General features: G+C 75.5%; 19 protein-coding genes. 12 read left to right on the forward strand and 7 right to left on the reverse strand.

The genetic code is table 11. The features are described from left to right. Position 1 precedes the first annotated feature (1 nt). The 11 genes from OG618_RS29715 to OG618_RS29765 all read left to right on the forward strand — a co-directional run bounded on the left by OG618_RS29715 (position 2) and on the right by OG618_RS29765 (position 13,755). On the forward strand, positions 2 to 1,330 hold the full coding sequence (locus OG618_RS29715) for a hypothetical protein (RefSeq protein ID WP_329490646.1): 1,329 nt from the start codon (positions 2 to 4) through the stop codon (positions 1,328 to 1,330). Then, a complete protein-coding gene (locus OG618_RS29720) occupies positions 1,320 to 2,930 on the forward strand; it encodes a CpaF family protein (RefSeq protein WP_329490647.1) in 1,611 nt (536 codons plus the stop codon). Before OG618_RS29715 ends, OG618_RS29720 begins: the two co-directional genes overlap by 11 nt. Beyond that, positions 2,927 to 3,916 (forward strand): type II secretion system F family protein, encoded by a 990-nt coding sequence (locus OG618_RS29725; protein WP_329490648.1) that lies wholly within the window; start codon positions 2,927 to 2,929, stop codon positions 3,914 to 3,916. The genes OG618_RS29720 and OG618_RS29725 overlap by 4 nt, the downstream gene beginning before the upstream one ends. Further along, the gene (locus OG618_RS29730) at positions 3,913 to 4,791 is read left to right on the forward strand and encodes a hypothetical protein (protein WP_329490649.1); all 879 of its coding nucleotides are present in this window, start codon (positions 3,913 to 3,915) and stop codon (positions 4,789 to 4,791) included. The genes OG618_RS29725 and OG618_RS29730 overlap by 4 nt, the downstream gene beginning before the upstream one ends. Before the next feature lie 57 nt (positions 4,792 to 4,848). After that, complete coding sequence (locus tag OG618_RS29735; protein ID WP_329490650.1) at positions 4,849 to 5,133, forward strand: hypothetical protein; 285 nt, start codon at positions 4,849 to 4,851, stop codon at positions 5,131 to 5,133. Further along, positions 5,130 to 5,543, forward strand: a complete 414-nt coding sequence (locus tag OG618_RS29740; RefSeq protein WP_329490651.1) for a TadE/TadG family type IV pilus assembly protein — start codon at positions 5,130 to 5,132, stop codon at positions 5,541 to 5,543. Before OG618_RS29735 ends, OG618_RS29740 begins: the two co-directional genes overlap by 4 nt. Positions 5,544 to 5,599: 56 nt before the next feature. Then, entirely contained in the window at positions 5,600 to 6,046 is a 447-nt protein-coding gene (locus OG618_RS29745; RefSeq protein ID WP_329490652.1) for a TadE/TadG family type IV pilus assembly protein, read from the forward strand. A gap of 169 nt (positions 6,047 to 6,215) precedes the next feature. After that, positions 6,216 to 6,710 (forward strand): hypothetical protein, encoded by a 495-nt coding sequence (locus OG618_RS29750; protein WP_329490653.1) that lies wholly within the window; start codon positions 6,216 to 6,218, stop codon positions 6,708 to 6,710. Then, positions 6,710 to 10,531 (forward strand): BTAD domain-containing putative transcriptional regulator, encoded by a 3,822-nt coding sequence (locus tag OG618_RS29755; protein ID WP_329490654.1) that lies wholly within the window; start codon positions 6,710 to 6,712, stop codon positions 10,529 to 10,531. Before OG618_RS29750 ends, OG618_RS29755 begins: the two co-directional genes overlap by 1 nt. Positions 10,532 to 10,702: 171 nt before the next feature. Further along, positions 10,703 to 11,137: a VOC family protein gene (locus tag OG618_RS29760; RefSeq protein WP_329490655.1), complete on the forward strand. Its 435-nt coding sequence runs from the start codon at positions 10,703 to 10,705 to the stop codon at positions 11,135 to 11,137. Between the two features lie 434 nt (positions 11,138 to 11,571). Next, positions 11,572 to 13,755 (forward strand): hypothetical protein, encoded by a 2,184-nt coding sequence (locus tag OG618_RS29765; RefSeq protein WP_329490656.1) that lies wholly within the window; start codon positions 11,572 to 11,574, stop codon positions 13,753 to 13,755. Positions 13,756 to 13,875: 120 nt separating this feature from the next. On the opposite strand, the gene OG618_RS29770 is transcribed toward OG618_RS29765, so the two are convergent. The 4 genes from OG618_RS29770 to OG618_RS29785 form a co-directional block, all read right to left on the reverse strand. After that, the gene (locus tag OG618_RS29770) at positions 13,876 to 15,237 is read right to left on the reverse strand and encodes a S53 family peptidase (RefSeq protein ID WP_329490657.1); all 1,362 of its coding nucleotides are present in this window, start codon (positions 15,235 to 15,237) and stop codon (positions 13,876 to 13,878) included. Between the two features lie 196 nt (positions 15,238 to 15,433). Continuing rightward, the gene (gene fabG, locus OG618_RS29775) at positions 15,434 to 16,192 is read right to left on the reverse strand and encodes a 3-oxoacyl-ACP reductase FabG (protein WP_329490658.1); all 759 of its coding nucleotides are present in this window, start codon (positions 16,190 to 16,192) and stop codon (positions 15,434 to 15,436) included. A gap of 125 nt (positions 16,193 to 16,317) precedes the next feature. After that, positions 16,318 to 17,505 carry a thiolase family protein gene (locus tag OG618_RS29780; RefSeq protein WP_329490659.1) on the reverse strand — a complete coding sequence of 396 codons (1,188 nt, stop codon included), beginning with the start codon at positions 17,503 to 17,505 and terminating at the stop codon, positions 16,318 to 16,320. 44 nt (positions 17,506 to 17,549) lie between these two features. After that, on the reverse strand, positions 17,550 to 18,698 hold the full coding sequence (locus OG618_RS29785; RefSeq protein ID WP_329490660.1) for an acyl-CoA dehydrogenase family protein: 1,149 nt from the start codon (positions 18,696 to 18,698) through the stop codon (positions 17,550 to 17,552). Between the two features lie 133 nt (positions 18,699 to 18,831). On the opposite strand from OG618_RS29785, the gene OG618_RS29790 reads away from it, so the two are divergent. Further along, entirely contained in the window at positions 18,832 to 19,539 is a 708-nt protein-coding gene (locus tag OG618_RS29790) for a TetR/AcrR family transcriptional regulator C-terminal domain-containing protein (RefSeq protein WP_329490661.1), read from the forward strand. Here OG618_RS29790 and OG618_RS29795 read toward each other — a convergent pair. The 3 genes from OG618_RS29795 to egtD form a co-directional block, all read right to left on the reverse strand. Then, positions 19,482 to 20,921, reverse strand: coding sequence for a nitric oxide synthase oxygenase (locus OG618_RS29795; protein WP_442906881.1), 1,440 nt, complete (start codon positions 20,919 to 20,921; stop codon positions 19,482 to 19,484). The two genes, OG618_RS29790 and OG618_RS29795, sit on opposite strands and share 58 nt — an antisense overlap. Positions 20,922 to 21,041: 120 nt before the next feature. Continuing rightward, positions 21,042 to 22,472, reverse strand: a complete 1,431-nt coding sequence (locus tag OG618_RS29800; RefSeq protein ID WP_329490662.1) for a sugar porter family MFS transporter — start codon at positions 22,470 to 22,472, stop codon at positions 21,042 to 21,044. 118 nt (positions 22,473 to 22,590) lie between these two features. Next, positions 22,591 to 23,574 (reverse strand): L-histidine N(alpha)-methyltransferase, encoded by a 984-nt coding sequence (egtD, locus tag OG618_RS29805; RefSeq protein WP_329490663.1) that lies wholly within the window; start codon positions 23,572 to 23,574, stop codon positions 22,591 to 22,593. Between the last annotated feature and the right edge of the window lie 14 nt (positions 23,575 to 23,588).

Raw genomic sequence — 23,588 nt, forward strand, 5'->3', positions numbered from 1 at the left:
GATGGCGGTGATCGCGGTGGTGGGCGGCCCGGGAGCTCCGGGCGCGACCACGACGGCCCTGGCGCTGCTGCTGGCCTGGCCGCTTCCGCCGGGGCGCCGGATCGTCCTGGTGGAGTGCGACCCGGACGGCGGAGCCGTGCTGGCCGGCGCCCTGGAGGGCCGGGTCGAGGCGGTCTACGGGCTGCGCAACCTGGCGGTCGCGGACCGGCGCGGCCTGCTCGCCCAGACGCTCTGGGAGCAGCTGATCGACCTCTCGCCCGAGGGCAACGCCGAACGGCTGCTGCTGCCCGGCCTGACCGACCCGACCCAGGCACCCGGGCTCGCCTACACCTGGGAGCCGCTGATGGAGGTGCTGCACGGGCTGGAACCGCAGGGCTACGACGTCATCCTGGACCTCGGGCGCTCCGGCGCCACCGGGACCAGCGCCGTGCTGGCCCGCCGGGCGGACGTGGTCGCGGTGACCGTGCGGACCACCCTGCGCGGGCTCAGCGCGGCCCGGCCACGGCTGTCCGCGCTCGCCGAGGACCTCACGGCCGCCGGCACCGGGGCCGACGCGCTCGGGCTGCTGCTGGTCACCGAGGGCCCCTACTCCGGCGCGGAGGTCTCGCGCGAGTACGGCCTTCCGGTGCTCGGACTGCTGCCGTACGCGGCCCGCACCGCGCGGGTGCTCTCGGACGGCGGGGACATCACCGACCGGCGGTTCATCCGCTCGGAGCTGATGCGGACCGCCCGGTCGGCGGCCGACGAAGTGCAGCGACTGGTGCGCCGCCGCAGGCAGCGGCTGGCGCCCTCGGCGGCGCCCGCCCAGGTCGGTCCGGCGCCCGTGCCGGACGGGGAGGGCGCGGCCCCCGGGTACCCGTCGGCGCCCCAGTCGTACGGGCCGGTGCCGCAGGCTCCGGTCATCACCACCGGGCCGGTGGCCCCGCTCGCCGGGCTGGCGCCGCAGCCGGCCGCGCCCGCGCCGTTCCCGGCGCACGTCCAGCCGCCGCGGCAGGGGCCGTCGCCGCGGTCCGACGCCCCGGGGGCCCACGGCGGGGCGGAGCAGTACGGCCAGCAGCAGTACGGCCAGCAGCAGTACGGCGGGGCGGAGCAGTACGGCCAGGCGCCCCACGGGCAGCCGCAGTTCGGCGCGGCCGAGCCGTACGGGCAGCAGCCGTACGGGCAGGCCTCGTACGGGCCCCAGTCGTCGCAGCAGCCACAGCCACAGCCTCAACCGCAGTCGCAGCCCCAACCACCGCAGCCCCAGCCGCCGTTGGCCCAGGGGCCGCAGCACCCGTCCGCCGGTCCGGAGTCCCACGTCAGCTACGGGGAGGTGCTCCGTGCGCGGTAGCCCCCTGCACCAGCGTCCGGCGGCCGACCCGGCCGCACTGCCCTGGACGGCTCCCCAGCCGGAGCCCCCGTCGGCGCCCCGGCCCGGCCACGTCACCCCCGGCCCGGTCGGGCCGGCCGCCGCGCCGTACCCGGACGGGTATCAGGCCGGTGCGACCCCGACCGCCGTGCCCGCCCCGCTGCCCGCGCTCGACCTGCGCGGCGCCGGCACCCGGTCGGCCGTCGACCCGCAGGTGGCGCGCGAGCTGAAGCGCCAGGTGGCGGCCGAACTGCACCAGCAGATCGCCCGGTTGACCGCGACCTCCGGCGTCGAGCCGGACCGCGCCACCCGCCGCCAGCGCGGGCGGGCCCTGATCGAGGAGGCGGTCGCCCGCTGGTCCGACGCCTACGCGCAGACCCACGGCATCCCGCCGACCCGCGAGCAGGACCGCTCGCTCGCCGAAGCCGTCTTCGACCTGCTGTTCCGGGCCGGGCGGCTCCAGCCCTACCTCGACGACCCGGACATCGAGAACATCCTGATCAACGGCTGCGACGACGTCTGGGTCTCCCGGGTCCACCAACCCCTGCGCCAGGTGCCGCCGGTGGCCGACAGCGACGCCGAGCTGATCGAACTGCTCCAGGACCTCGCCCGCCAGCACGGCGGCGGCGAGCGCAGCCTCTCCACCTCCAGCCCGACCCTCGCGCTCCGGCTGGAGGGCGGGATGCGCCTCCAGGCGCTCACCGAGGTGACCCCGCGCCCGTACGTGGCGATCCGCCGCCACCGGGTGGCCTCGGCGACGCTGTCCGAGATGGTCCAACTCGGCACCCTGGACACCACCCTGGCCGCCTTCCTGGCCGCGGCGATCCGGGCCCGGAAGAACGTGATGATCACCGGCACCCAGGGCGTCGGCAAGACCAGCCTGCTGCGCGCGATGGCCGCCGAGATCCCGCCCGACGAGCGGATCGGCACCCTGGAGTCGGAGTTCGAGCTCTGGCTGCACACCCTCGGCCACCTGCGCCAGGTCGTCCCGATGGAGGCCCGGGAGGGCAACGGCGAGCGCGTCGAGGGCCGGCTGGCGGGCGAGTTGAGCATCGGCGACCTCATCCCCGCCGCGCTGCGGATGACGCTCTCCCGGATCATCGTCGGCGAGGTCCGCTCCGGCGAGGTCGTCCCGATGCTGCGCGTCATGACCAACGGCGAGGGCGGCTCGATGTGCACCCTGCACGCCCGCGGCCCGCACATGGTGGTCGACCGCATCGCCGAACTCTGCCTGGAGTACGGCTCGCACATGACCGACACGCTCGCCTACCGGCTCACCGCCAACGCGGTGGACCTCATCGTGCACGTCGCGATGGTCGACGAGACGGCCGTCGGCGGCCGCCGCCACCGCTTCGTCTCGCACGTCCTGGAGGTGGCCGGCCTCGGCGAGAGCGGCCGGCCCGCGCTGAACACCGTGTTCGGCCCGCGCCCCGAGCTCGGTGAGCCCCGCGCCGTCCCGCACACCCCGCCGAACTGCCTGGACGACCTGCGCCGGGCCGGTTTCGACGCCGCGCTGCTCGGCTCCCGTTACGGGAGCTGGGGCCAGCCGCTGCAACTGCGGATCGGCGGTGGGGCGCGATGACCCTGCTCTTCGTCCTCTGCGGCCTGCTGGTCACGGCCGGCCTGGTGACCCTGGTGTTCTGGGCGCTCGGCAGCGAGGAGACCGGCGACCCGGACGAGGACGGCCGGAGCCCGCTGGCCTCCCGGGGCCACGTCCTCTGGTACGGCGCGCCCGGCACCGCCTCCGCCCGGACGGCGCGGCTGCGCCGGATCCAGCTGCCGGTCGCGCTCGTCGCCGCGCCGCTGGGCTGGCTCTTCACCGGCATCCCGCTCACCGCGCTGCTGGTGCCGCTGGCTGTGTTCGGCCTGCCCTGGCTCTTCGACACCACCCGCTCGGACACCCACCGCATCGAACGGCTGGAGGCGCTCTCCGAGTGGACCCAGCGCATCGCCGACGTGCTGCTGCTCGGCGTCGGCCTCAACCAGGCCATCGTCACCAGCCGCCGCACCGCGCCCGCCGCCCTGGAGCAGGAGGTCGGCGAGCTGGCCGCCCGGCTGCAGGCCCGCTGGCGGCCGGAGGAGGCGCTGCGCGCCTTCGCCGACAGCCTCGCCGACGCCACCGCCGACAAGGTGCTCGCCGCCCTGCTGCTGCGCGCCGGGGACAGCGGCCCCGGCCTGGCCCGGGCGCTCTCGGACATGGCCGAGTCGGTCCGCGAGGAGGTCCGTCAGCGCCGCACGATCGAGGCCGACCGGGCCAAGCACCGCACCACCATCCGCTGGCTGGTCGGGATCATCGTGCTGGTCGTCGTGATCGGATCGTTCAACACCGACTACACCCGGCCCTACAGCACCGCGCTGGGCCAGATCGTGCTCGCGGTGGTCGCCGCGCTCTTCGTGGCGATCATCGCCTGGATGCGCGCGCTCGCCGCGCACCCGCCGGTGCCGCGTCTGCTGGAGCCCGAACGGCGCGGCCGCGGCGGGGGCCGGCGGCGCGCCGCCGAGGCGCCGGCCGAGGGCGAGCCGCAGGAGACCGGGGACGACCGGCGACTCCTCGGGGAGGTCCGGTGATCTCCCCCTGGTCCGTGCTGGCCGGCGCGGTCGCGGCCGGCGGCGTCGCCCTGCTGATCTCCGAACTCCGGCCCGCGCCGCCCGACCTGAGCCAGGCCCTGGACCGGCTGCACCGCACGCCCGCCGACCGGGCGCCGGACCCGGACGAGCGGCCGCGCTGGTTCGACCGGATCGGCGAGCGCTCGATCGGGCTGCGCGGGGTGCGCGTCCCGCAGCGCGAGCTGTCGCTGATCGGCCGGGCCCCGGCCCGGTTCATGGCGCACAAGCTGCTGTTCGCCGTGATCGGCCTCGTGCTGCCGGCCTACCTGTCGGCGATGGCGGTGCTGCTGGACATGGGCCTGCCGTTCGCGCTGCCGCTGCTGGTCGGGCCGTTGCTCGGCGGGCTGCTCTGGTTCGTCCCGGACGCCATCGTGCGCGGCGAGGCCAAGGAGGCGCGGACGGAGTACCTGCACGGCATCGCCGCCTACCTGGAGCTGGTCGCGCTGGAGCGGGCCGCCGACCTCGGGCCCGCCGAGGCGCTGCGCCGGGCCGCCGCGGTCGGCCGCGGCCCCGTCTTCCGCCGGATCCGGGACGCCCTGGACCGCGCCGCGACCGACCGGCTGCCGCCCTGGGCGGGGCTGGACGCGCTCGCCGCCGAACTCGGGCTGACGCCGTTGCAGGACGTCGCCGACATCATGCGGCTCTCCGGTACCGACGGCGCCGCCGTGTACGACACCCTGCGTGCCCGGGCCAAGGGCCTGCGGGGCGAGTTGCTCGCCGAGGACCTCGCGCGGGCCAACGCCGACAGTGAACGGATGGTCGCGCCCGGGGCGGCGCTGACCCTGCTGATGACCGCCCTGATCGTCTTCCCCGCGCTCCACCAGATGCTCGCCTGACACCGTCCTGGTGCCGGTGAGCGCCTGTCACCACACCCAACCCCCGGGAGTCCTCCGATGTCCGACCAGCTCAAATCCCTGGCAGGCCGACTGATCCGGCCCACCCTGCTGCCCGTGCAGTTCGCCCTGCTGCTCTTCCAGTTCCGGGTCGGCCGGCTGAAGGCCGCCCGGGCGCGCGGCGACCGCGGCGCGATCAGCATCGAACTCGCGCTCGCCATCATCGCGCTGGTGTTCGTCGCCGGAGCGGTCGCGGTGGCGCTGTACGCGTTGAAGGACAAGGTCGTGAAGAAGGTCGAGCAGGACCCGAACCTGCCCGGCGGGGGCGGTGCGGCCACCCCGTGAGGCACCGACCCCGTCGCCGTCGCGACCGCGGAGCGATAAGCCTGAGCCTGGCCATCGTCTTCCCGGTCGTCCTGCTGCTCGTGCTGCTCGTCGTCCAGGGCTCGATCTGGTGGTACAACCGCCAACTCGCGCTCACCGCCGCCCGGGAGGGCGTGGACGCCGGCCGCGTACAGGGGAACCGGAGCGACGAGGTGAAGGACGCCGCGGCCAGGCGGCAGGCCGAGGACTTCCTGCGACGGCAGGACGGCCCCGGCTACCGGGTGCGGACCGACGGGAGTACGCCGGAGCTGATCAGGGTCACGGTGGAGCTCACGCCACCGGTCCTGATCCCCGGCATCACCCCGCCGACCATCACGCAGCACGCCGAGGCGCCGCGCGAGCGCTTCGTCCCGCCGGCGGCCGCGCCGTGAGGCGGGCCCCGCGCCCGGTCCGACCCCCGTGGCCCGTCCGGTGGGGGCACGGGCTCGTGAGCCTGCGCCCGGCCCGGTCGGCGCGCGGGCGGGACCGCGGCGGGGTGGCGATCGAGGCCGCGATCGTCGCCCCCGGCGTCGTCGCGCTGGTGCTGGTCGCCATCGCCGCCGGGCGGGTGCAGACCGCGGCCGGCACGGTGGAGGCGGCCGCCCGCTCGGCGGCCCGGACGGCCTCGCTGGCACGCAGCGTGGACGGAATGGACGAACTGGTCCGGAAGACCGCCGCCGAGACCCTGCGGCAGCAGGGCGTCAGCTGCCGGGACAGCGACACCGCGGTCAAGCACGGCGAGCTGACCAGCCACGGGGTGACGCTGGCGACGGTCGAGGTGACGGTCCGGTGCGACGTGGGTCTGAGCGACCTCCTGGCCGGGCCGGGCATGCCCGGGACGAAACGGCTGGTGGGCCGGTTCGTCTCGGTGGTCGACCACTACCGGGCCGGGTGAGCCGGCCGATGGCGGTGGGGCGGACGGCCGGTGCCGACGAGGGCTCCGGGCGGGGATTGGAGACGGCCCGCGCGGGGGAAACGCAAGCGGAGAGCTCCCGGGGGACGGCAGGACGAGGCGGAGCGGTCCCCGGTGGGACCGCCAGGGAGACGAAGGTGCGGGAGGGGGCGTGACGGTGCGCAGACCCGGGGGGGAACGGTGGGGCGGCCAGGCCGTCCTACGGCGGACCGGGGGCCGGCGCGGCCGGGACCGGTCGGACCGCGGCGCGATCGCGATCTTCGTGGCGATCTGTGCGGCGTTCCTGGTCCTGGTCATCGCGCTCGTCGTGGACGCCGGCGGCCGGCTGCGCGTCGCCGAGCGCACCGACGGCTACGCCCAGGAGGCCGCCCGGGTGGGCGGCCAGCAGCTCGACGAGGCCGCCGTGCTCCGGGGCGAGGGGTACAAGGTCAAGCAGGACTACGTCAAGGACGCCGCCAACAGCTACCTCGCCCTGTACCACCTCGCCGTCCACGACGTGGCGTTCTCGGACGACGGTTCGTCCGTGACCGTCACGGTGCAGGCCGACTACAAGCCGGCCCTGTTGGGCGAGCTCGGCAAACAGAAGGTCACGGGCAAGGGCAGTGCCACCCTCGTCCACGGAGTCGAGAAAGCGGAGACCGACTGATGGTCGCGCCACGTGCCAAGGACCAAGCCCGCGCCGGACGCCCGGCCCGGGGCGTGCCCGCCGCGGCGGGAGCCCGCCACCGGCCGGCACCGCTGCCACCGCGCCGAGGGCGGGGCGGCGCGCTGCTCGGCGCCCTCGCCGCGCTGGTCACCCTGCTCGTCCTGCTGGTCGGCGTACCCGCGCTGCTGGTGTACGGCACCGGGGCGGTCGCCGCGATGGGCGAGGTGGCGCCGGACGGCGTCGGACAGCTGCTGACCAGTCCCGACGACGGGCGGCTCTTCCTCTGGCTGCTCGTCGTGGTCGGCTGGCTGGGCTGGGCCTGCTTCGCGCTCTCCGTCCTGCTGGAGGTCCCGGCCCAGCTGCGCGGGCGGATCGCCCGGCGGATCCCGGCCTTCGGCTGGAGCCAGCGAATGGCGGCCGGCCTGGTCGGCTCGGTGATCGCGCTGCTGCCGGTGGCCGGTTCGGCCTTCGCCGCGGTGCCCGACCGGGCGCCGGCCGTCGCGCAGATCCAGCCGGCGGCCGGTGTGCAGCGGGCCGCGCTGCCCGCGGCCCAGGCCGCGCCCGCGCTCGCCCCCGCCGCCGACCAGCAGCCCACCTACACCGTCCGGGACAGCCGGCCGGCCGACAGCCTCTGGTCCATCGCCGAGCGCCAACTGGGCTCGGGGGAGCGGTGGGTGGAGATCGCCAAGCTCAACGACGGCCGGACGATGGGGGATTCGGGTCTGCGCTTCGACGCCGAGCGGCCCATCCAGCCCGGCTGGGAGCTGCTGATGCCCGGCGACGCCAAGGCCGACGAGGCCAAGGCGCCCGCCCCGGCGCCAGCGCCCGTGCCGCCGGCGCCGAGCGCGCCGCAGACGGGCACGGACGGGAGCGCCGGGAGTGGCCGCGGCACCGTCACGGTGGCGGCCGGTGACAGCCTGTCGGCCATCGCCGAGCGGGAGTTGGGGGACGCCGAGGCCTGGCCGAAGCTGTTCGAGGCCAACCAGGGCGCCCAGGCGCCGGACGGCGAACGGCTGACCGATCCGGACGTGGTCGTGCCGGGGATGGTGCTGACCCTGCCCGGTGCTCCGGCCCCGGCGCCGGCCCCGGCTCCGCAGGCCCCCGCCCCGGCCGACCAGGCGCCCGCGCCGGCTCCGCAGGCCCCCGCCTCGCAGGCTCCGGCCCCACAGGCCCCGGCCCCGCCGGCGCCCTCCACCCCGGCGCCGGTGCCCGCCGACGCCCAGGCCCCGGCCGCGCACGCCGAACAGGCCCAGGGCGACGACTACACCGTCGCCCTCACCGCCTCCACCGTCGGCGTGCTGCTCGCCGCGATGATGGTCGGCACCGTCGCCCACAAGCGCGGCACGCAGCTGCGCGCCCGCCGGCCGCGCCACCGCATCGCGCTCCCGGCCGCCCCCGCCGCCGCGTTCGAGGCCGAACTGAAGGTCCGCCAGGACGACCGCGGCCTGGACCTGCTCGACCGCGCCCTGCGCACCATGGCGCGCAACACCGTGCGCGGCGGCAAGCGCCTGCCCGCCATCGTCGCGGCCCGGATCACCCCCGGCCACACGGTCGAACTGCACCTCTCCGGGCCGGCGGCCCCGATCGCGCCGTTCCGGGCCGCCCACGCCCCCAACGTCTGGTGGTGCGCGGACGACTCCGGCGAACTCCTCTCGCCCTCCCAGGCGCGCAAGACCGCCTCGCCCTACCCGGCCCTGGTCACCCTCGGCGGCGCGCCGGACGGCTCGGTCGTCCTCGCCGACCTGGAGACCGTGCGGCTGCTCCACCTCTCCGGCCACCCGGACGACGCCCGGGACGTGCTGCGCACCCTGGCCATCGAGCTGGCCCACAGTCCGCTCGCCGACCGTCTCCACCTGCACCTGGTCGACCTCGCCGAGGAGTTGCCGATCAGCGGGCCGGCCGCCGAGCGGATCCACCGGCACGCCACGCTGGAGGCGGCGCTCGGCGCGCTCGGCCCGCGCACCGCCAAGGCCCGCGCCACGCTCGTCGCCGCCGAGGCCGCCAGCCCGCGGGACGCCCGCAGCCGGGGCCTGGCCGACGAGTCGTGGGTGCCGGAGATCGTGCTCTGCGCCCAGCAGCCCGGCGGCGACGTCCCTGCCGAGCTCGGCCGCCTGCTCGACGCCCGGCCGCGGACCTGCGTCGCCGTGGTCACCCGCGCGCCCGAGCGCGGCACCGGCCCGGTCGCCCGCTGGACGCTGCCCGCCACCGGCCAGGCCACCATTCCCGGCCTGCACGTCACGGTGGAACTCCAGCGCCTCAGCGACGGGCAGTACGAGCAGGTCTCCGAGCTGCTCCGGGCCGCTGACGACACCACCCAGCACCCCGCCCCCGCCTGGACGCTCGACGGCCCCGGCATCGACCTCGAACCGGCCGAACTCCCGGCGCCCGTACCGGTACTGGCGGCGGTCGGGGCCTCGGCACCGTTCGGTGACGGTGCCCTCGGCGGGTCGCTCGGCGGCGGCTTCGACAGCGCTTCCGCCGCCCGGTCCGACGGCACCGAAGCGGCCGGTCCGCGGCTGCTCGCCCGGGTGATCGGCACCGGTGCCAGCCCGTTCGCCGGCACCGACCCGGCCGCGCCCGCCGCGGCCGGTGGACCGGGGTCCCGCTTCCTCGTCAACGGTCTCGGCCGGCAGGCGAGCAGCCCGGCCGCCTTGTCGGCGGCGCCGCCCGCGCTGCCGCCCACCCCGGCGGTCGCCGAGGAGGGCGAGGCCCCCGAGGGGGACGCCGACGACACCACCCAGAACCTCCGGCTGCCGGCCGCGGCCGAGACCCGGGCCGTCGAGGTGGTCGTCCCGGTCCAGCCGGTGCCGCCGGCGGCTCCCGGGCCGGAGCCGGCCGCGGAGCCCGCGCCGGTACCGGAGCCGGTCCCGACGCACGAACCCGCGCCGGCGCCCAGCGGCGGCGCCCCCAGGGTCCCGGGCCGCCCGGAGCCGACCCCGGAGCCGGCCCCGGAGCCCGACGTCGAGCCGGAGCCCGCCCCGGTGGCGCGCACCACCCCGGTGCGCAGCGACAGCGACGACCTGCTCGCCATCCTCCGCTCCCCGGAGGCGCACGCCGTCCGCACCGCCCCGCGGATCCGGCTGCTCGGCCCGGTGGACGTGGCCGGCGCCGCCGGCACGGTCGAGCCCGCGAACCTGCCCCGGCTCACCGAGCTCGCCGCCTACCTGGCGCTGCGCTCCGGCGCCGACCACGCCGCGCTCGACCACGACCTCCACCCGGGCGCGGCCCACCTGGACACCCACCCCACCGTCGCCGACGCGAAGAGCCCGCTGCCCGGCAAACTCGCCGATCTGGCGGCCTGGTTCGGCTCCTCGGCGGAGGGCCGGGCCTTCCTGCCCACCGACACCACCGACGGCTACGCCTTCGCCCCGACCGTCACCTGCGACTGGGACGAGTTCCGCGGCCTGTACCGGCGCGGCATGCGCAGCACCAGTGCCACCGCGGACGCGGCGCTCGCCCACGCGCTCGCCCTGGTCCGGGGGGCGCCGTTCGCGGAGGCTCCGCCCGCCGCCTACGGCTGGGCCGAGGCCGAGCGGCAGGACATGATCGCGGCGATCGTCGACACCGCCCACGAACTCGCCGCCCGCCGCCTCCAGTACGGCGACCACCGCAGCGCCGAGGCCGCCGTCTTCCGCGGCCTCGCCGTCGCCCCGGACGTCGAACTCCTGCACCGCGACCTCTTCTACGCCTACGCCTCCGCCGGCGCCCGGGACCAGCTCCTGCGCGCCGTCAACCGGCTGGACGCACTGAGCCGGCGCACCGGCCGGGACCTCGACGCCGACACCGTCGCCCTGCTGCGGGACCTGCTCTCGGGGGCCTGAGTCCGCTGCTGCCCCGGGCGGCACGGAACAGCCGTGCCGCCCGGGGCAGCAGTGCCGCCGGGGCGCCCGGTCCCGTGATCCCCTGATGGCCGGTGGCCGGTGGCCGGTGGCCGGTGACGGGCGCGGGTCGGTGCGCCTGCGGGTGTCGGTGGCGGGCGGTACGGTCCTGTCATGGCAGCCAGAATCGACCTGACCCTCGATTGCGCGGACGCTCAGCTCCTCGCCGCCTTCTGGAAGACGGCGCTGGGCTACGTCGACGAGCCGCCGCCCGCCCCCTTCGCGACCAGGGCGGAGTGGCTCGCGCAGTTCGACCTGCCGGAGGACGAGTCCGAGGATGACGGGGCCTGGCTCTGCGACCCCGACGGGGTCGGCCCCCGGCTCACCCTGCTCAAGGTCCCCGAGCCCAAGACCGCGAAGAACCGGCTCCACGTCGACGTCCGGGTCCCGGGGCACGGCAGCCCCGAGGAGCGGTGGGCCCGGATCCGGGCGGAGGCCGGGCGGCTGGTGCGGGCGGGCGGGAGCGTCCTCGCGGAGTTCGACGGGCACCACGTGGTGATGGCCGACCCGGAGGGCAACGAGTTCTGCGTCGCCGCGGGCCCGGCCTGAGGCCCGCGGCGACGCCGGGGCGGACGCCCCGTCACCGGGGCGGCCCGTTGCACGATGGGGTCGGATCACGGGGTCGGAAGGGCAGGCCGGCCGACCGGCGGCGGCTCGCGTCAGGGGCGGCGGCCCTTCGGTCACCGGCCGTCAGAAGCCCCGGGGCGCAGGGCCGCCCGCGCGGCGGGCGGAGCGCCGACCGTGCCGTCCGCCCACGGCCGTTCGGGCGCGTACGTGCGTGCGGGCCCGCCCGGCGGACGCCCGGGCGCGGCGGCTGAGCAGCGGCGACACGGCGGGCCCCGGCGGCGGGGCGGTGATCGCCCACCCGGCCTGGCTCGAGTGTGCCGGGATCTCGTAGGGTGGCGCTGACGGACGTGGTCGCAGGCGCCACGGGGCAAGGGCAGCAGACGCCGCTCAGCGGCGGGGCGGGGCGGTGACCAGAGATGGCGGAGTCGACAGCTGTCCCAGGAGGCCCCGATCCCGGTGCGGACCAGGGCCCCGGGGATGCCGTACCGCCGTGGCCGCCGCGCAATCCGTACGAGGAGCACCCGCCCGGTCCCGCGGCCCTCTACGAGCCGCCCGCGGCCGTCCCGGCCGCCGTGCAGACCGCCGCGCCGGTGTCCGTCCCGGCTCCGGCCCTGTACGAGCCGCCCGTCCCGGCCCCGGCCGCGCCGATGGCGCCGCCCACCGGCTGGACCATGACCGGGATGTCCGTCGTCGCCCCGCCGCCCGCCGCGGCGGCGCCCGCCGCACCGTCCACCGCCACCCCGCTGCCGTTCGCCGTCCCGGGCGGCACCCCGGCGCACGGCACCACCCCCGCGCACGGCACGGCCCCCGCCCACGGCTTCGGCGCCGGACCGGGCGGTCTCGGGTCCGCGCCGCGCGGGCGGATCCTGGTGGTCGAGGGCGGCTACGGCAACGCCGGCCGCCGGACCTGGGGGCGCGGCGGACCCGCCCAGGCGCCCGTCCTCTCCGCGATGCTCGCCGCCGTCTCGCCCCAGGTGCTCCTCGCGGCCGACGCGGTGGACGCCGTCCACCTCCCCGGCGCCAGCGACCCGCACACCGTGCTCGCCCACCTGCGCGCCGCCGCCCGGCACCCCGGTCCGCTGCTCGTCCACCTCGGCGGCCACCTGCTCGCCGACAAGCGCGGCGGCCAACTCCACCTCACCCTGCGTGACTCGAAGTCGGGGAGCATCCGCCAGGACGGCATCGCCTGGCAGTCCGTCGCCGCCGAGCTGCGTCACCGGCCCGCCGACTGGCAGACACTCGTGATCGCCGACCTGAGCGCCGATCAGAACGCCTGGCCCTACCTCCAGGGCACCGTCTCGCCGCTCGCCGACGGCCTTCCGCTCTGGGCGGTGGTCAGCCCGGACCCGGAGCAGATCGGCACCTTCACCCGCGCGCTGATCGAGGCCCTGCACGGGGGACGCCCGGGGGCCGAGGCCGTCCTCGCGCCCGAACAGCTGCGCCAGCAGGTGTACTCGGTGCTGCGCCCGGACGTCGTCATCCTCGCCACCCACGCGCCGAACCGGCCGTTCTTCCGCAACACCGCCCGGCGGACGGACGGCGTGCTGCCGGAGGCCGTTCCGTACGAGGGCCCGCGCCCCGCCGCGCTGCTGCCCCGTCCGCCGGTCCAGCGCGACGCCGCCCCGGCCGCCAGGCCCGCCGTGACCCTCGACAAGGCCGCCGCACCGGTCTTCCCGGCACCCGGCTCGGCACCCGCGGCCGGCTCGGCACCCGCGCCCGTGCCGCTGAGACCTGCCGCGGTGGCGCCGTCCGACGGGCCGGTGAACCTGCTGAAGCCCGGCGTGCCGCCGACACCCCCGCCCCCGGCGCGGCCGGTCGACCTGCTGAAGGCCTACGCCTGGCGCCCGCCGGTGACGTCGGGCGTGACCCTGGGCAAGGCGCCGTCCACGGACGCGCGCCCGGCGGCCGAGGCGGCCGCGCAGGCGGCACCCGTTGCCGCTGCACCCGTTGACGCGGTGCCCGCCGACGCGGTGCCCGCGGACCGCGGGCCGGCCGAGGAGCCGCCGGTGGACGGGCTCGCGGAGGCGCAGCCGAAGGACGCCGCGCCCGAGCCGGAGCCCGCTCCCGAGCCGGAGCCCGCCGCTGCGCCCGGGCCCGAACCGGCTCCCGAGCCCGCCCCCGCCCCCGAAGCCCCCGCCCCCGAGGCGCCCCGCCCCCGCGACGACTACCGCGAGGTGATCGGCCGCATCGTCCGCAGTGCCGACGCCGGGGACCACGCCGCCGCCACCGACCTCGCCTTCGCCCTGGAACTGGAGGCGATCGCCGAGCACGGCGCCGTCTCCGCGCCCGTGCTCCAGGTGCGGCAGGTCCGCGCGCACGTCTGCCGGCTGGCCGGGAAGTCGGTCGAGGCGGCGGACATCTACCGCGAGGTGGCCCTGACGCTGCTGCGCTCCCAGGGTCCGGACTACCCGGAGACCCAGCAGGCGGCCACCAACGCCGAGGCCTGCTGGCGGGCGATCGCGGACCGCGCGGAGGCGATCCGGATCGCCCCCGAGATCATCGAGATGCGGGCCCACCTCCCGGGCCCCGACGGGCGCAAGCTGCGCGCCGCCGAACGCCACCTGGCCCAGCTCGCCGCCCCCCGCCCCGACCCCGCCTGAGCCGGCGCCCAGACGCACCGCCGCACCGGTGCCCCGGCACGGCGGAGCGGGCGGCCCACCCGGCCGCCCGCTCCGCCGCACCCGGCTCCAGGCTCCCGGCGCCCGGCGCCCGGACCGGCGCTACCGGCCCGCGAGGGCGTGCACGAACCTGGCGGCGTCGATGGTGCCGAGCCCGCTGGCGAGGTCGTAGCCCTTGGCGGCCCGGTAACCCGTCACCGTGTCCCAGGAGTTGTCGCCCGCCGTCACGTCGACCAGGCCGCTCCACTGCTGCGGGAGCAGGGCGAGCCCGTAGAGCCGCCCGTTGAGCTGACCGAGCCGGCGGCCGGCGAGCTGGTCGGCGAGCGCGACGACGCCGGAGAAGATCGGGGTCGACTCGCTGGTGCCGCCGGTGATGTGCCAGCCGGCCGTCGCCGGGTCGTAGGACTCGTACGTCCAGGCCGCGCCGTCGACCGCCGCGCTCATGCTGAGGTCGGGCGTGCCGCGGTGGTTGCCGGTGACGCGGGCGACGCCGGCCTGGTACCAGGGGCGTGCGAAGACGGCGGAGGTCCCGCCGCCGCCCGCGCCCCAGTTGTCGTGCCAGACCTGGTCGGGGGCGGTCCGCCGGCCCGCGTCGTCCAGGCTGAGCCGGGTGCCGCCGACGGAGGTGACCAGCGGGTCGGCGGAGGGCCAGGAGTTGACCCTGCCCGGGTAGAGGTCCTCGCCGTTGGCCTGGTAGTCGGTGGCGCCGGTGTCGCCGGAGGCGGCGAGTACGGTCACGTCGTGTGCGGCGGCCTCCTGGAAGGCGTACCGCAGGCCGGTGAGTGAGCTGAAGTCGCCCTTGTCGAAGCCGGGGAAGGTGTTCTCGGTGGCGCCGAAGCTCTGCGAGATCACATCGGCGCGGCCGGACTTGATGAGGGCCTTCTCGGCGTCCATCATCTCGGGCAGCCCGGTCGTCCCCTCGGTCTCGGAGACGCCGGTCTCGACCAGGATGATGTGCGCGCCGGGGGCGACGGCGTGGGCGTACTCGACGTCGAGGGTGCTCTCGCCGGCCCAGCCGGTGTGATCGGGGTTGGTCGGGTCGAAGACCGGGACGTCGCCCCACTTGACCACCTCGACCTGGGTGTCCGGGATGCCCCACTGCTTGTCGAAGACCTCCAGGTCGTGCTGGATGGTCGGGGAGCCGAAGGAGTCGACGATGACGATCGTGCGGCCCTTGCCGGTGATGCCCTCGCGGTACAGCGGGTCGAGGTTGTAGGCGGTCCGGTACTGGAGCGGGGAGTAGCAGTGGATGCCGATCTGGCTGACGCACTGGGAGGTGGGCAGGGGCGCGTCCCGGCCGACGGCGCTGAGGTGGCCCGTCGAGGCGGGGCGGACGTGGACGCCCGCGAGGCCGGCGGCGGCCGCCGGGTGGACGGCCGGGACGCCGAGCGTGCCGGCCGTCAGGGCGGTGGCCCCTACGGCGAGCAGGGCCAGGGCACGGCGGAGGGTGGCGGGGCTGCCCATGGGACTCCTTGGGACGCAGGGCCCGACCTGGACCGGTCGGGTCGGTCCGGCCATCCCATCGACAGCAGCATGATCATGCCATAGTCATTCCGTACCCGTCGGCATGCTCGCGCAGGCCACCGGAAAGGGTAAAGGCCGTCCCAGGTGAAGGTAACCCACCACCCAGGACGGCTATCTGACGAAACGTCAGAAAATCTCAGCGTGCCCCACCGTTGACGTACAGCGTCTGCCCGCTGACGTAGGAGGCGTCCTCGCTGGCGAGGAAGGCGACCACCGAGGCGATCTCCTCCGGCCGGCCGACCCGCCGCAGCGGCGTCCGGGCGGAGACCTCCGCCTGGTGGTCCTCGGCCGTCGCGCCGACCCGCTCGGCGGTGGCGGCGGTCATCGCGGTGGCGATGTAGCCGGGGGCGACGGCGTTGACGTTGATGTTGAACGGACCCAGCTCGATCGCCAGCGTGGCGGTCAGGCCCTGGATGCCCGCCTTGGCGGCGGCGTAGTTGGCCTGGCCCCGGTTGCCGAGCGCCGAGCGCGAGCTGAGCGAGACGATCTTGCCGTACTTCTGGGCGGTCATGTACTTCTGCGCCACGTGGCTGCAGTTGTAGGCGCTGGTCAGATTGACCGTCAGCACCGCGTCCCAGTCGGGCCTGGTCATCTTGAAGAAGAGGTTGTCCCGGGTGATCCCGGCGTTGTTCACCAGGATGTGCACGCCGCCGAAGTCCCCGGCGACCTCGGCGAAGACCGCCTCCACCGCGTCGTAGTCGGCCACGTCGCAGCCGTACGCCCGCGCGGTGCCGCCCTTGGCGGTGATCTCCTCGACCGTGCCGGCGGCCCGCTCGGCGGTCAGGTCGACCACCGCGACGGCGGCCCCCTCCTCGGCCAGCAGCCGCGCGGTGGCCGCGCCGATGCCCTGGGCCGCACCGGTGACGACGGCGACCTTCCCTGCGAAACGGGTCACGACAACTCCTTCGACTTCGACTTCGACTTCGGCTGCGATGGGAACTGCGACTGCGACTGCGCCTGCGACCGCGAGGTCGGCCTCGCGGTCGGCCTCGATTCGGAGGACGGGACGGCGGCCGGCGCTCAGGGGGATTCGACCAGGACGGCGGTGCCCTGGCCGACTCCGACACACATGGTGGCCAGCCCGCGCCGGGTGCCGTTGCGGCGCATCCGGTGCAGCAGGGTGGTGAGGATCCGCGCGCCGGAGCCGCCCAGCGGGTGGCCGAGCGCGATCGCCCCGCCGGTCGGGTTGACCAGCTCGGGGTCGAGGCCCAACTGGTCGACGCTGGCGAGCACCTGCGCGGCGAAGGCCTCGTTGAGCTCGGCCTCCTCCAGGTCGGCGACGGACCAGCCGACCCGGCCGAGCGCCTTGCGGGTGGCGGGCACCGGGCCGATGCCCATCACGTCCGGGTGCACCCCGGCCGAGGCGCCGGCCACGTACCGGCCTAGCGGCCGCAGGCCCAGCTCGCCCAGGACCTCCTCGCTGACCAGCACCAGGCCGGCCGCCCCGTCGTTCATCGGCGAGGCGTTGCCCGCCGTCACCGTGCCGCCCGGGCGGAAGGCCGGCTTCAGCCGGGCGAGCTTCTCCGGGCCGGTGTCCTCCCGGATGCTCTCGTCCTGGTGGACGGTCACGCCGTCCGGCCGCTCGACCGGGACCAGCTCGGCGTCGAAGTGGCCGTCCTTGCGGGCGGCGGCGGCCAGCCGGTGGCTGCGGAGCGCGAAGGCGTCCTGGCGCTCCCGGGTGATGCCGTGGCGGGCGGCGACCTCCTCGGCGGTCTCGCCCATCGAGAGCACGCCGTGCAGCTCGGCCATCCGCGGGTTGGTGAGCCGCCAGCCGAGCCGGGTGTCGAAGGTCTCGATCCGGTGCGGCAGCGCCTCGTCGGGCCGGGGGAGGACGAAGGGGGCGCGGGTCATCGACTCGCAGCCGCCGGCCAGCACCACGTCGGCCTCGCCCGAGCCGATCGCCCGGGCGGCCTGGGTGACGGCCTCCAGGCCGGAGGCGCAGAGCCGGTTGACGGTGGCGCCGGGGACGCTGTCGGGCAGGCCGGCGAGCAGCACGGCCATCCGGGCGGCGTTGCGGTTGTCCTCGCCGGCCTGGTTCGCGGCGCCCCAGTAGACGTCGTCGATCCGGGCCGGGTCGAGGGTGGGGACATCGGCGAGCAGGGCGCGCAGCACGGTGGCCGAGAGGTCGTCCGGGCGGACCGTGGCGAGCGCTCCGCGCAGCCGGCCGATGGGTGTGCGGCGGGCTGCGGCGAAGTAGACAGGACGCACGTCGTCGGGCTCCTTATCCGGTGGGGTTGTCCGGTGAGTGGCGGTCAGAAGGCGTTGACGCCGGTGAGCGAACGCCCGATGAGCAGCTTGTGGATCTGGCTGGTGCCCTCGTAGAGGGTCATCACCCGCGCGTCGCGCAGGTACTTGCCGACCGGGTACTCGTCGATGAACCCGTAGCCGCCGAAGACCTGGAGCGCGTTGTTGGCGGCCCGGACGGCGGCCTCGCTCGCGTAGAGCTTGGCGACGGAGGACTCGGTGGCGAACGGCAGGCCGCGCTCGATGTGGTCGGCGACCTTCCAGGTGAGCAGCCGGGCGGCCTCGACGTCCACGGCGATGCCGGCGAGCAGCTCCTGGACCAGCTGGTGCGAAGCGATCGGCCGGCCGAACTGCTCGCGCTCGCCGGCGTAGTGGACGGCGGCCTCCAGGCAGGCCCGGGCGATGCCGACGCAGCCGGCCGCCACCGACATCCGGCCCTTGGCCAGGGCGGCCATCGCCACCGTGAAGCCCTTGCCGAGCTCGCCCAGCCGGGCCCCGTCGGGGACGCGGACGGCGTCGAAGGCGAGTTCGGCGGTGGCCTGGCCGCGCAGGCCGAGCTTGCCGTGGATCTCGGTGCGGGTGAAGCCGGGCAGGTCGGTGGGGACGAGGAAGGCGGTGATGCCCCGGTGGCCCGGTCCGCCCGTGCGGGCGAAGACCAGCGCGACATCGGCCCACGTCCCGTTGGTGATGAACATCTTGGCGCCGCTGATCAGCCAGCCGTCGCCGTCCCGGACCGCCCGGGTGGTCAGGTTGGCGGCGTCCGAGCCGGTGCCGGGTTCGGTGAGGGCGAAGCAGCCGAGCGACTCGCCGGAGGTGAGCCGGGGCAGCCAGTGCCGCTTCTGCTCCTCGGTGCCGTAGCCGTTCACCGACTTGGCGACCAGGCCGAGCGAGACCGAGACGATGCCGCGCACGGCGGAGTCGCCCCGGCCCAGCTCCTCCAGGGCCAGGCAGTACGCGAGGTGGTCGCCGCCGCTGCCGCCGTACTCCTCGGGGATGGTGAGGCCGAGCAGGCCGATGCCGGCGAGCTTGCCGATCACCGCGCGGTCGACGGACTCGGCCCGGTCCCAGGCGGCCGCGTGCGGGACGATCTCGCGGTCGGTGAAGGCCGCCGCGAGGTCCCGGAGGGCGGCCTGCTCCTCGGTCAGCTCCAGATTCATCGCGCCACCTCGTCGGGCTCCGGTAAACTAGCGGTGCAAGTTTTACCGGGACTGTAGCCCCGACCGGGCCGCGCTGGGAAGAGGCGCCTGCCAGAATCGGTCCTCACCCCACTCGACCGGAGGAACCGCGACGATGGCCCGCCCGCGCACACCCCTGCTCAGCCGCGAGCTCATCGTCGCCACCGCGCTGCGGCTGATCGACGCCGAGGGGCTGGACGCCCTCTCCACCCGCCGCCTGGCCACCGAGCTGTCGGTCAGCGGGCCGTCGCTCTACAACCACGTCGCGACCAAGGACGAGCTGCTGGACGCGGTGGTGGACAGCGTGATGGGGGAGGTCGACCTGTCGATGTTCACCGCCGGCGCGCCGTGGCCGCGGGCGCTGCGCGACTGGGCCCGCTCCTACCGCGCCGCGCTGGCCGCGCACCCCAACATCGTGCCGGTGCTGGCCCAGGGCCCCGGCCGCCGCCCGAACGCGCTGCGGCTGGCCGACGCCGTCTTCGGCTGCCTGGTCGAGGCCGGCTGGCCGCGCGGGCAGGCCACCCGGATCGGCGCGCTGATGCGGTACTTCGTCACCGGCTCGGCGCTGGCCTCCTTCGCGGCGGGCTTCCCCGAGGACGCCGGGCTGTACGACGCCGCCGACTACCCGCACCTCGGCGAGGCCCACCGGCTGGCCGAACACCGGGGCGCGATCGACGAGGGCGCCTTCGAGACCGGTCTCGAAGCGCTGCTCGACGGGCTGCTGCTCCGGTACGAGCGGACGGTCGACGGGGCGGCGCCGCGGCCTCACCAGGGCTGGCGCGCCACGAAGGCGGGGCGCAGCGACGGGTCCACCGGGTCGTAGTAGCGGTGGTAGACCGGGGTCAGCCCGCCGGAGACCGGCGGCACGATCCAGCTCCAGTCGGCGGGGGTGGGCCGCCCGAGCCGCTTCTCCTGGGCGATGTGCTTCAGGAACCGCTCCGACTCGGTGTGGTGGTCGGCGATCGTCACCCCGGCCTCCTGGAACGAGTGCAGCACCGCGACGTTGAGCTCCACCAGCGCGCGGTCGCGCCAGAGCGTGCGGTCGCTGGAGGTGTCCAGGCCGAGCCGGTCGGCGACGGTCGCCAGCATGTCGTACCGGTCGGCGTCGGCGAGGTTGCGGGCGCCGATCTCGGTGCCCATGTACCAGCCGTTGAACGGGGCGGTGGGGTAGCGCACGCCGCCGATCTCCAGCGTCATGTCGCTGATCGCGGGCACCGTGTACCAGCGCAGGCCTAGCTCGGCGAACCACGGGTGGTCGGGGTGGCTGAGCTCGACCTCGGGGGTGGTGTCGTCCGGCAGTTCGTACCACTCGGGGCGGGCGCCGGGCCGCTCCTGCACCAGTAGCGGCAGGACCTCGAAGCGCTCCTCGCCGCACTTCCAGCCGAGGTCCCGGGCGCGGGCCGCCAGCCGCGCGCCCGCCGGGTCCCCGACGAAGCCGTGCCCGGTGGGCCGGCCGGCGTAGCGGACCAGCTGCTGGTTGAGGATGCGGGCGGCCGGGCGGCCGGGCCGGTCGGGGGCGAACACCGAGATCACCGGGCGGATCCGGCCGCCGTTGGAGGCCACCCGCAGGTGCTCGAAGCACTCGGTGGCGATGTCGTCGGCCGAGGCCAGGTGCCGCAGGTCGCGCACCACCAGGCTGCGCCAGTACAGCCGGCCGATGCAGCGGGCCGCGTTGCGCCAGGCGAGCCGGGCGCCGTAGGCGAGTTCGGCAGGGGTGTGCTGGTAGGTGCCGGTGCGGTCGATCTCGTCCAGGACCGCCAGCACCCGCCCGGTCGGGTCGCCGGTGCCGGGCTGCTCGCGGTGGAACTGGCGGACGAAGTCGGCGGCCGCGTCGGGGTCGGTGAAGGGCTCGCTGAACGGCTCGGCCACGGGTCCGGTGAACGCCTCGCCGAACGGCTCTGCGAGCGGATCGGTGCGGAGACCGGCGAACGGATCGGTGCCGGTGGGGCGGTCGGCCACGGTGGGCCGCCCCGGGGTGGTCCGCCCGGCCTCGGCGCGCCCCGGGTCGACGAGGTACCGGACGCCGGTGCCGTGCACGGTGGTGGGCAGGGGTTCGGGCCCGTGCGGCGAGTCGGCGGCCGGGTGGGCGTGGGCGAACGGGCAGCCGCCACTCGGGGCCGGCACCGCGGCCGGCGTCGGAGCCGGTGCGGGGCGACGGGACGGGCGGGTGCTGCGGGTGCGAAGCCGGTTGAAGATCAAGGACACATCCCTCCTGCCGAACAGGAGTACCGGAGGTAGGCGCCCCGCCGCAGAGAGTGAACGATTCGGCCCCCGCACCCGCGCCGAGGGCGCTAGGGTGCGGGGGCCGAAGGTCCGACAGTCGGATCAGCCCATGTCCTCCAGGCGGACGCCCTTGGTCTCCTTCATGTACTTCGCCACGAAGACCAGCGACAGGGCCGCGAAGCCCGCGTAGACCAGGTAGGTCGCCGACAGGTTCCAGCGCGAGAGCGAGGGGAACGACACGGTGATCGCCCAGTTGGCGATCCACTGCGCCGAGGCGGCGACGGAGAGCGCGGCGGCCCGGATCCGGTTGGGGAACATCTCGCCGAGCATCACCCAGACCACCACGCCCCAGGACATCGCGAAGAAGAGCACGAAGGCGTTGGCGGAGATCAGCGCGACGGTGCCCTGGAGGTCGGGCAGGGCGACGTCGTCGCCGGTGCCGGTGGCCGAGGAGAACGCCCAGCCGCAGGCGGCCAGCGCGACGGCCATCCCGGCCGAGCCGATCAGGGCCAGCGGCTTGCGGCCGATCCGGTCCACCAGCAGGATCGCGACCACGGTGCCGAGGATGTTGATGACCGAGCCGATGAAGCTGATCAGCAGCGAGTTGCTCTGGTCGATGCCGACGGACTGCCAGAGGATCGACGAGTAGTAGAAGATCACGTTGATGCCGACCAGCTGCTGGAAGACCGAGAGGCCGATGCCGACCCAGACGATCGGCAGCAGGCCGAACCGGCCGCCGAGCAGGTCGCCGAAGCGCGGCCGGTGGTCGGAGGCGATCAGGCCCTGGATCTCGGCGATCCGCGCGTCGGTGTCGGAGCCCTCGCCCTCGACCTCGGTGAGCACCGTGCGCGCCTCGTCCAGCCGGCCGGCCGAGATCAGGTAGCGCGGGGACTCGGGGATCATCGAGGCGAGCACGAAGTAGACGGCGGCCGGCACGACGCAGATGCCGAGCATCCACTGCCAGGCCTCCAGACCGAGGAGCCGGCCGCGGGTGTCGCCGCCGGCGGCGTCCGCCAGGACCCAGTTGACCAGCTGCGAGATCGCGATGCCGAGGACGATCGCGGCCTGCTGGAAGGAGGCCAGCCGGCCCCGGTAGCGGGTCGGCGCGACCTCGGCGATGTAGGTCGGGGCGATCACCGAGGCGATGCCGATGGCCGCGCCGCCGAGGACCCGCCAGCCGGCGAGGTCCCAGGCGGCGAACGGCAGCATCGAGCCGACCGCGCTCACCGCGAAGAGCAGCGCGCCCGCCTTCATCACCTTGATCCGGCCGTACCGGTCGGCGAAGCGGCCGGCCAGCGCGGCGCCCACCGCCGAGCCCAGCAGCGCGGACGAGACGATCAGACCGGTGACGCCGTCCCCGACGCCGAACTTCTCCTGGATGCCGGAGACGGCGCCGTTGATCACGGAGCTGTCGTAGCCGAACAGGAACCCGCCGAGGGCCGCGGCGGCGGTGATGAACACGACGAAGCCGAGGCGGTCGGAGGATCGAACCTCCGCCGCCACGGGCTCCGAGGGCTGCTGGGTGACGCTCACGATCTTGACTCCTGATACTCAACGCTGAGCTTGGTAGCCGCGATCGTAACCCGTCAATGTTCAAGTGTTGTACGTGGGATGCCCGACAAGTCCCCTTGCCTATTAGTAAAGTGAACTGTCAAACCTGTTCGGCCACCGGCGAGGCCAGGGACAGCCCGAACCGGCCCTCCTCGTCCGTCCACCAGTGGCTCAGCCGCAGGCCGGCCGCCGCCAGCTCCTCGGCCACCCGCTCCCGGCGGAACTTGGCCGACACCTCGGTGCGCAGCTCCTCGCCCTTCTCGAAGTGGATCGGCAGGTCCAGCGCGGGGATCTTCACGGTCTGCTCCTGCAGCGAGCGCAGCCGCATCTCGATCCACTCCCGCTCCCGGTCCCAGAGCGCCACGTGCTCGAACGCGGTCGGGTCGAAGTCGGCGGACAGCTCCCGGTTCAGCACGTTGAGCACGTTCCGGTTGAACTCCGCCGTCACCCCCGCCGCGTCGTCGTAGGCGGCCACCAGCACCTGCGGGTCCTTGACCAGGTCGGTGCCGAGCAGCAGGAAGTCACCGGGGTCGAGCGCGGCCCGCAGCCGGCGCAGGAAGACCGCCCGCTCGGCGGGGAGCAGGTTGCCGAGGGTGCCGCCGAGGAAGGCGACCAGGCGCGGCCCGCCCTCCGGCGGCAGGCCGAGCCGGGCGGTGAAGTCGGCGAGCACCGCGTGCACGGACAGGCCGGGGAAGTCCAGGGCCAGCGCCTCGCCCGCACCGGTCAGGGCGCTCTCGCTGACGTCCACCGGGACGTAGCTGTCCAGCGTGCCGAGGTCGCGCAGCGCGTTCAGCAGCAGCCTGGTCTTCTCCGAGGAGCCCGAGCCCAGCTCCACCAGCGTGCGGGCCCGGGTGGCGGCGGCGATCTCGCCGGCCCGGTCGGTGAGGATGGCCCGTTCGGCGCGGGTCGGGTAGTACTCGGGCAGCCTGGTGATCTCCTCGAACAGCTCGCTGCCCCGGGCGTCGTAGAACCACTTCGGCGGCAGCCATTTGGGATCGGCGGTCAGCCCCTCGCGCACGTCGTGCCGCAGCGCGGTGCTGAAGTGGTCGGCGGGCAGCAGTCGGGTGAGATCAAAGATGCTCATGACAGATGGATCCT

This window comes from Kitasatospora sp. NBC_01246, assembly GCF_036226505.1.
Lineage (GTDB): Bacteria > Actinomycetota > Actinomycetes > Streptomycetales > Streptomycetaceae > Kitasatospora.

Bases quoted from the DNA above. Each gene is read 5' to 3' on its own strand.
- OG618_RS29715 (WP_329490646.1), top strand. From the start codon at position 2: ATGGCGGTGATCGCGGTGGTGGGCGGCCCGGGAGCTCCGGGCGCGACC.
- OG618_RS29725 (WP_329490648.1), top strand. From the start codon at position 2,927: ATGACCCTGCTCTTCGTCCTCTGCGGCCTGCTGGTCACGGCCGGCCTG.
- OG618_RS29735 (WP_329490650.1), top strand. From the start codon at position 4,849: ATGTCCGACCAGCTCAAATCCCTGGCAGGCCGACTGATCCGGCCCACC.
- OG618_RS29755 (WP_329490654.1), top strand. From the start codon at position 6,710: ATGGTCGCGCCACGTGCCAAGGACCAAGCCCGCGCCGGACGCCCGGCC.
- OG618_RS29760 (WP_329490655.1), top strand. From the start codon at position 10,703: ATGGCAGCCAGAATCGACCTGACCCTCGATTGCGCGGACGCTCAGCTC.
- OG618_RS29765 (WP_329490656.1), top strand. From the start codon at position 11,572: ATGGCGGAGTCGACAGCTGTCCCAGGAGGCCCCGATCCCGGTGCGGAC.
- OG618_RS29770 (WP_329490657.1), bottom strand. From the start codon at position 15,237: ATGGGCAGCCCCGCCACCCTCCGCCGTGCCCTGGCCCTGCTCGCCGTA.
- OG618_RS29785 (WP_329490660.1), bottom strand. From the start codon at position 18,698: ATGAATCTGGAGCTGACCGAGGAGCAGGCCGCCCTCCGGGACCTCGCG.
- OG618_RS29790 (WP_329490661.1), top strand. From the start codon at position 18,832: ATGGCCCGCCCGCGCACACCCCTGCTCAGCCGCGAGCTCATCGTCGCC.
- egtD (WP_329490663.1), bottom strand. From the start codon at position 23,574: ATGAGCATCTTTGATCTCACCCGACTGCTGCCCGCCGACCACTTCAGC.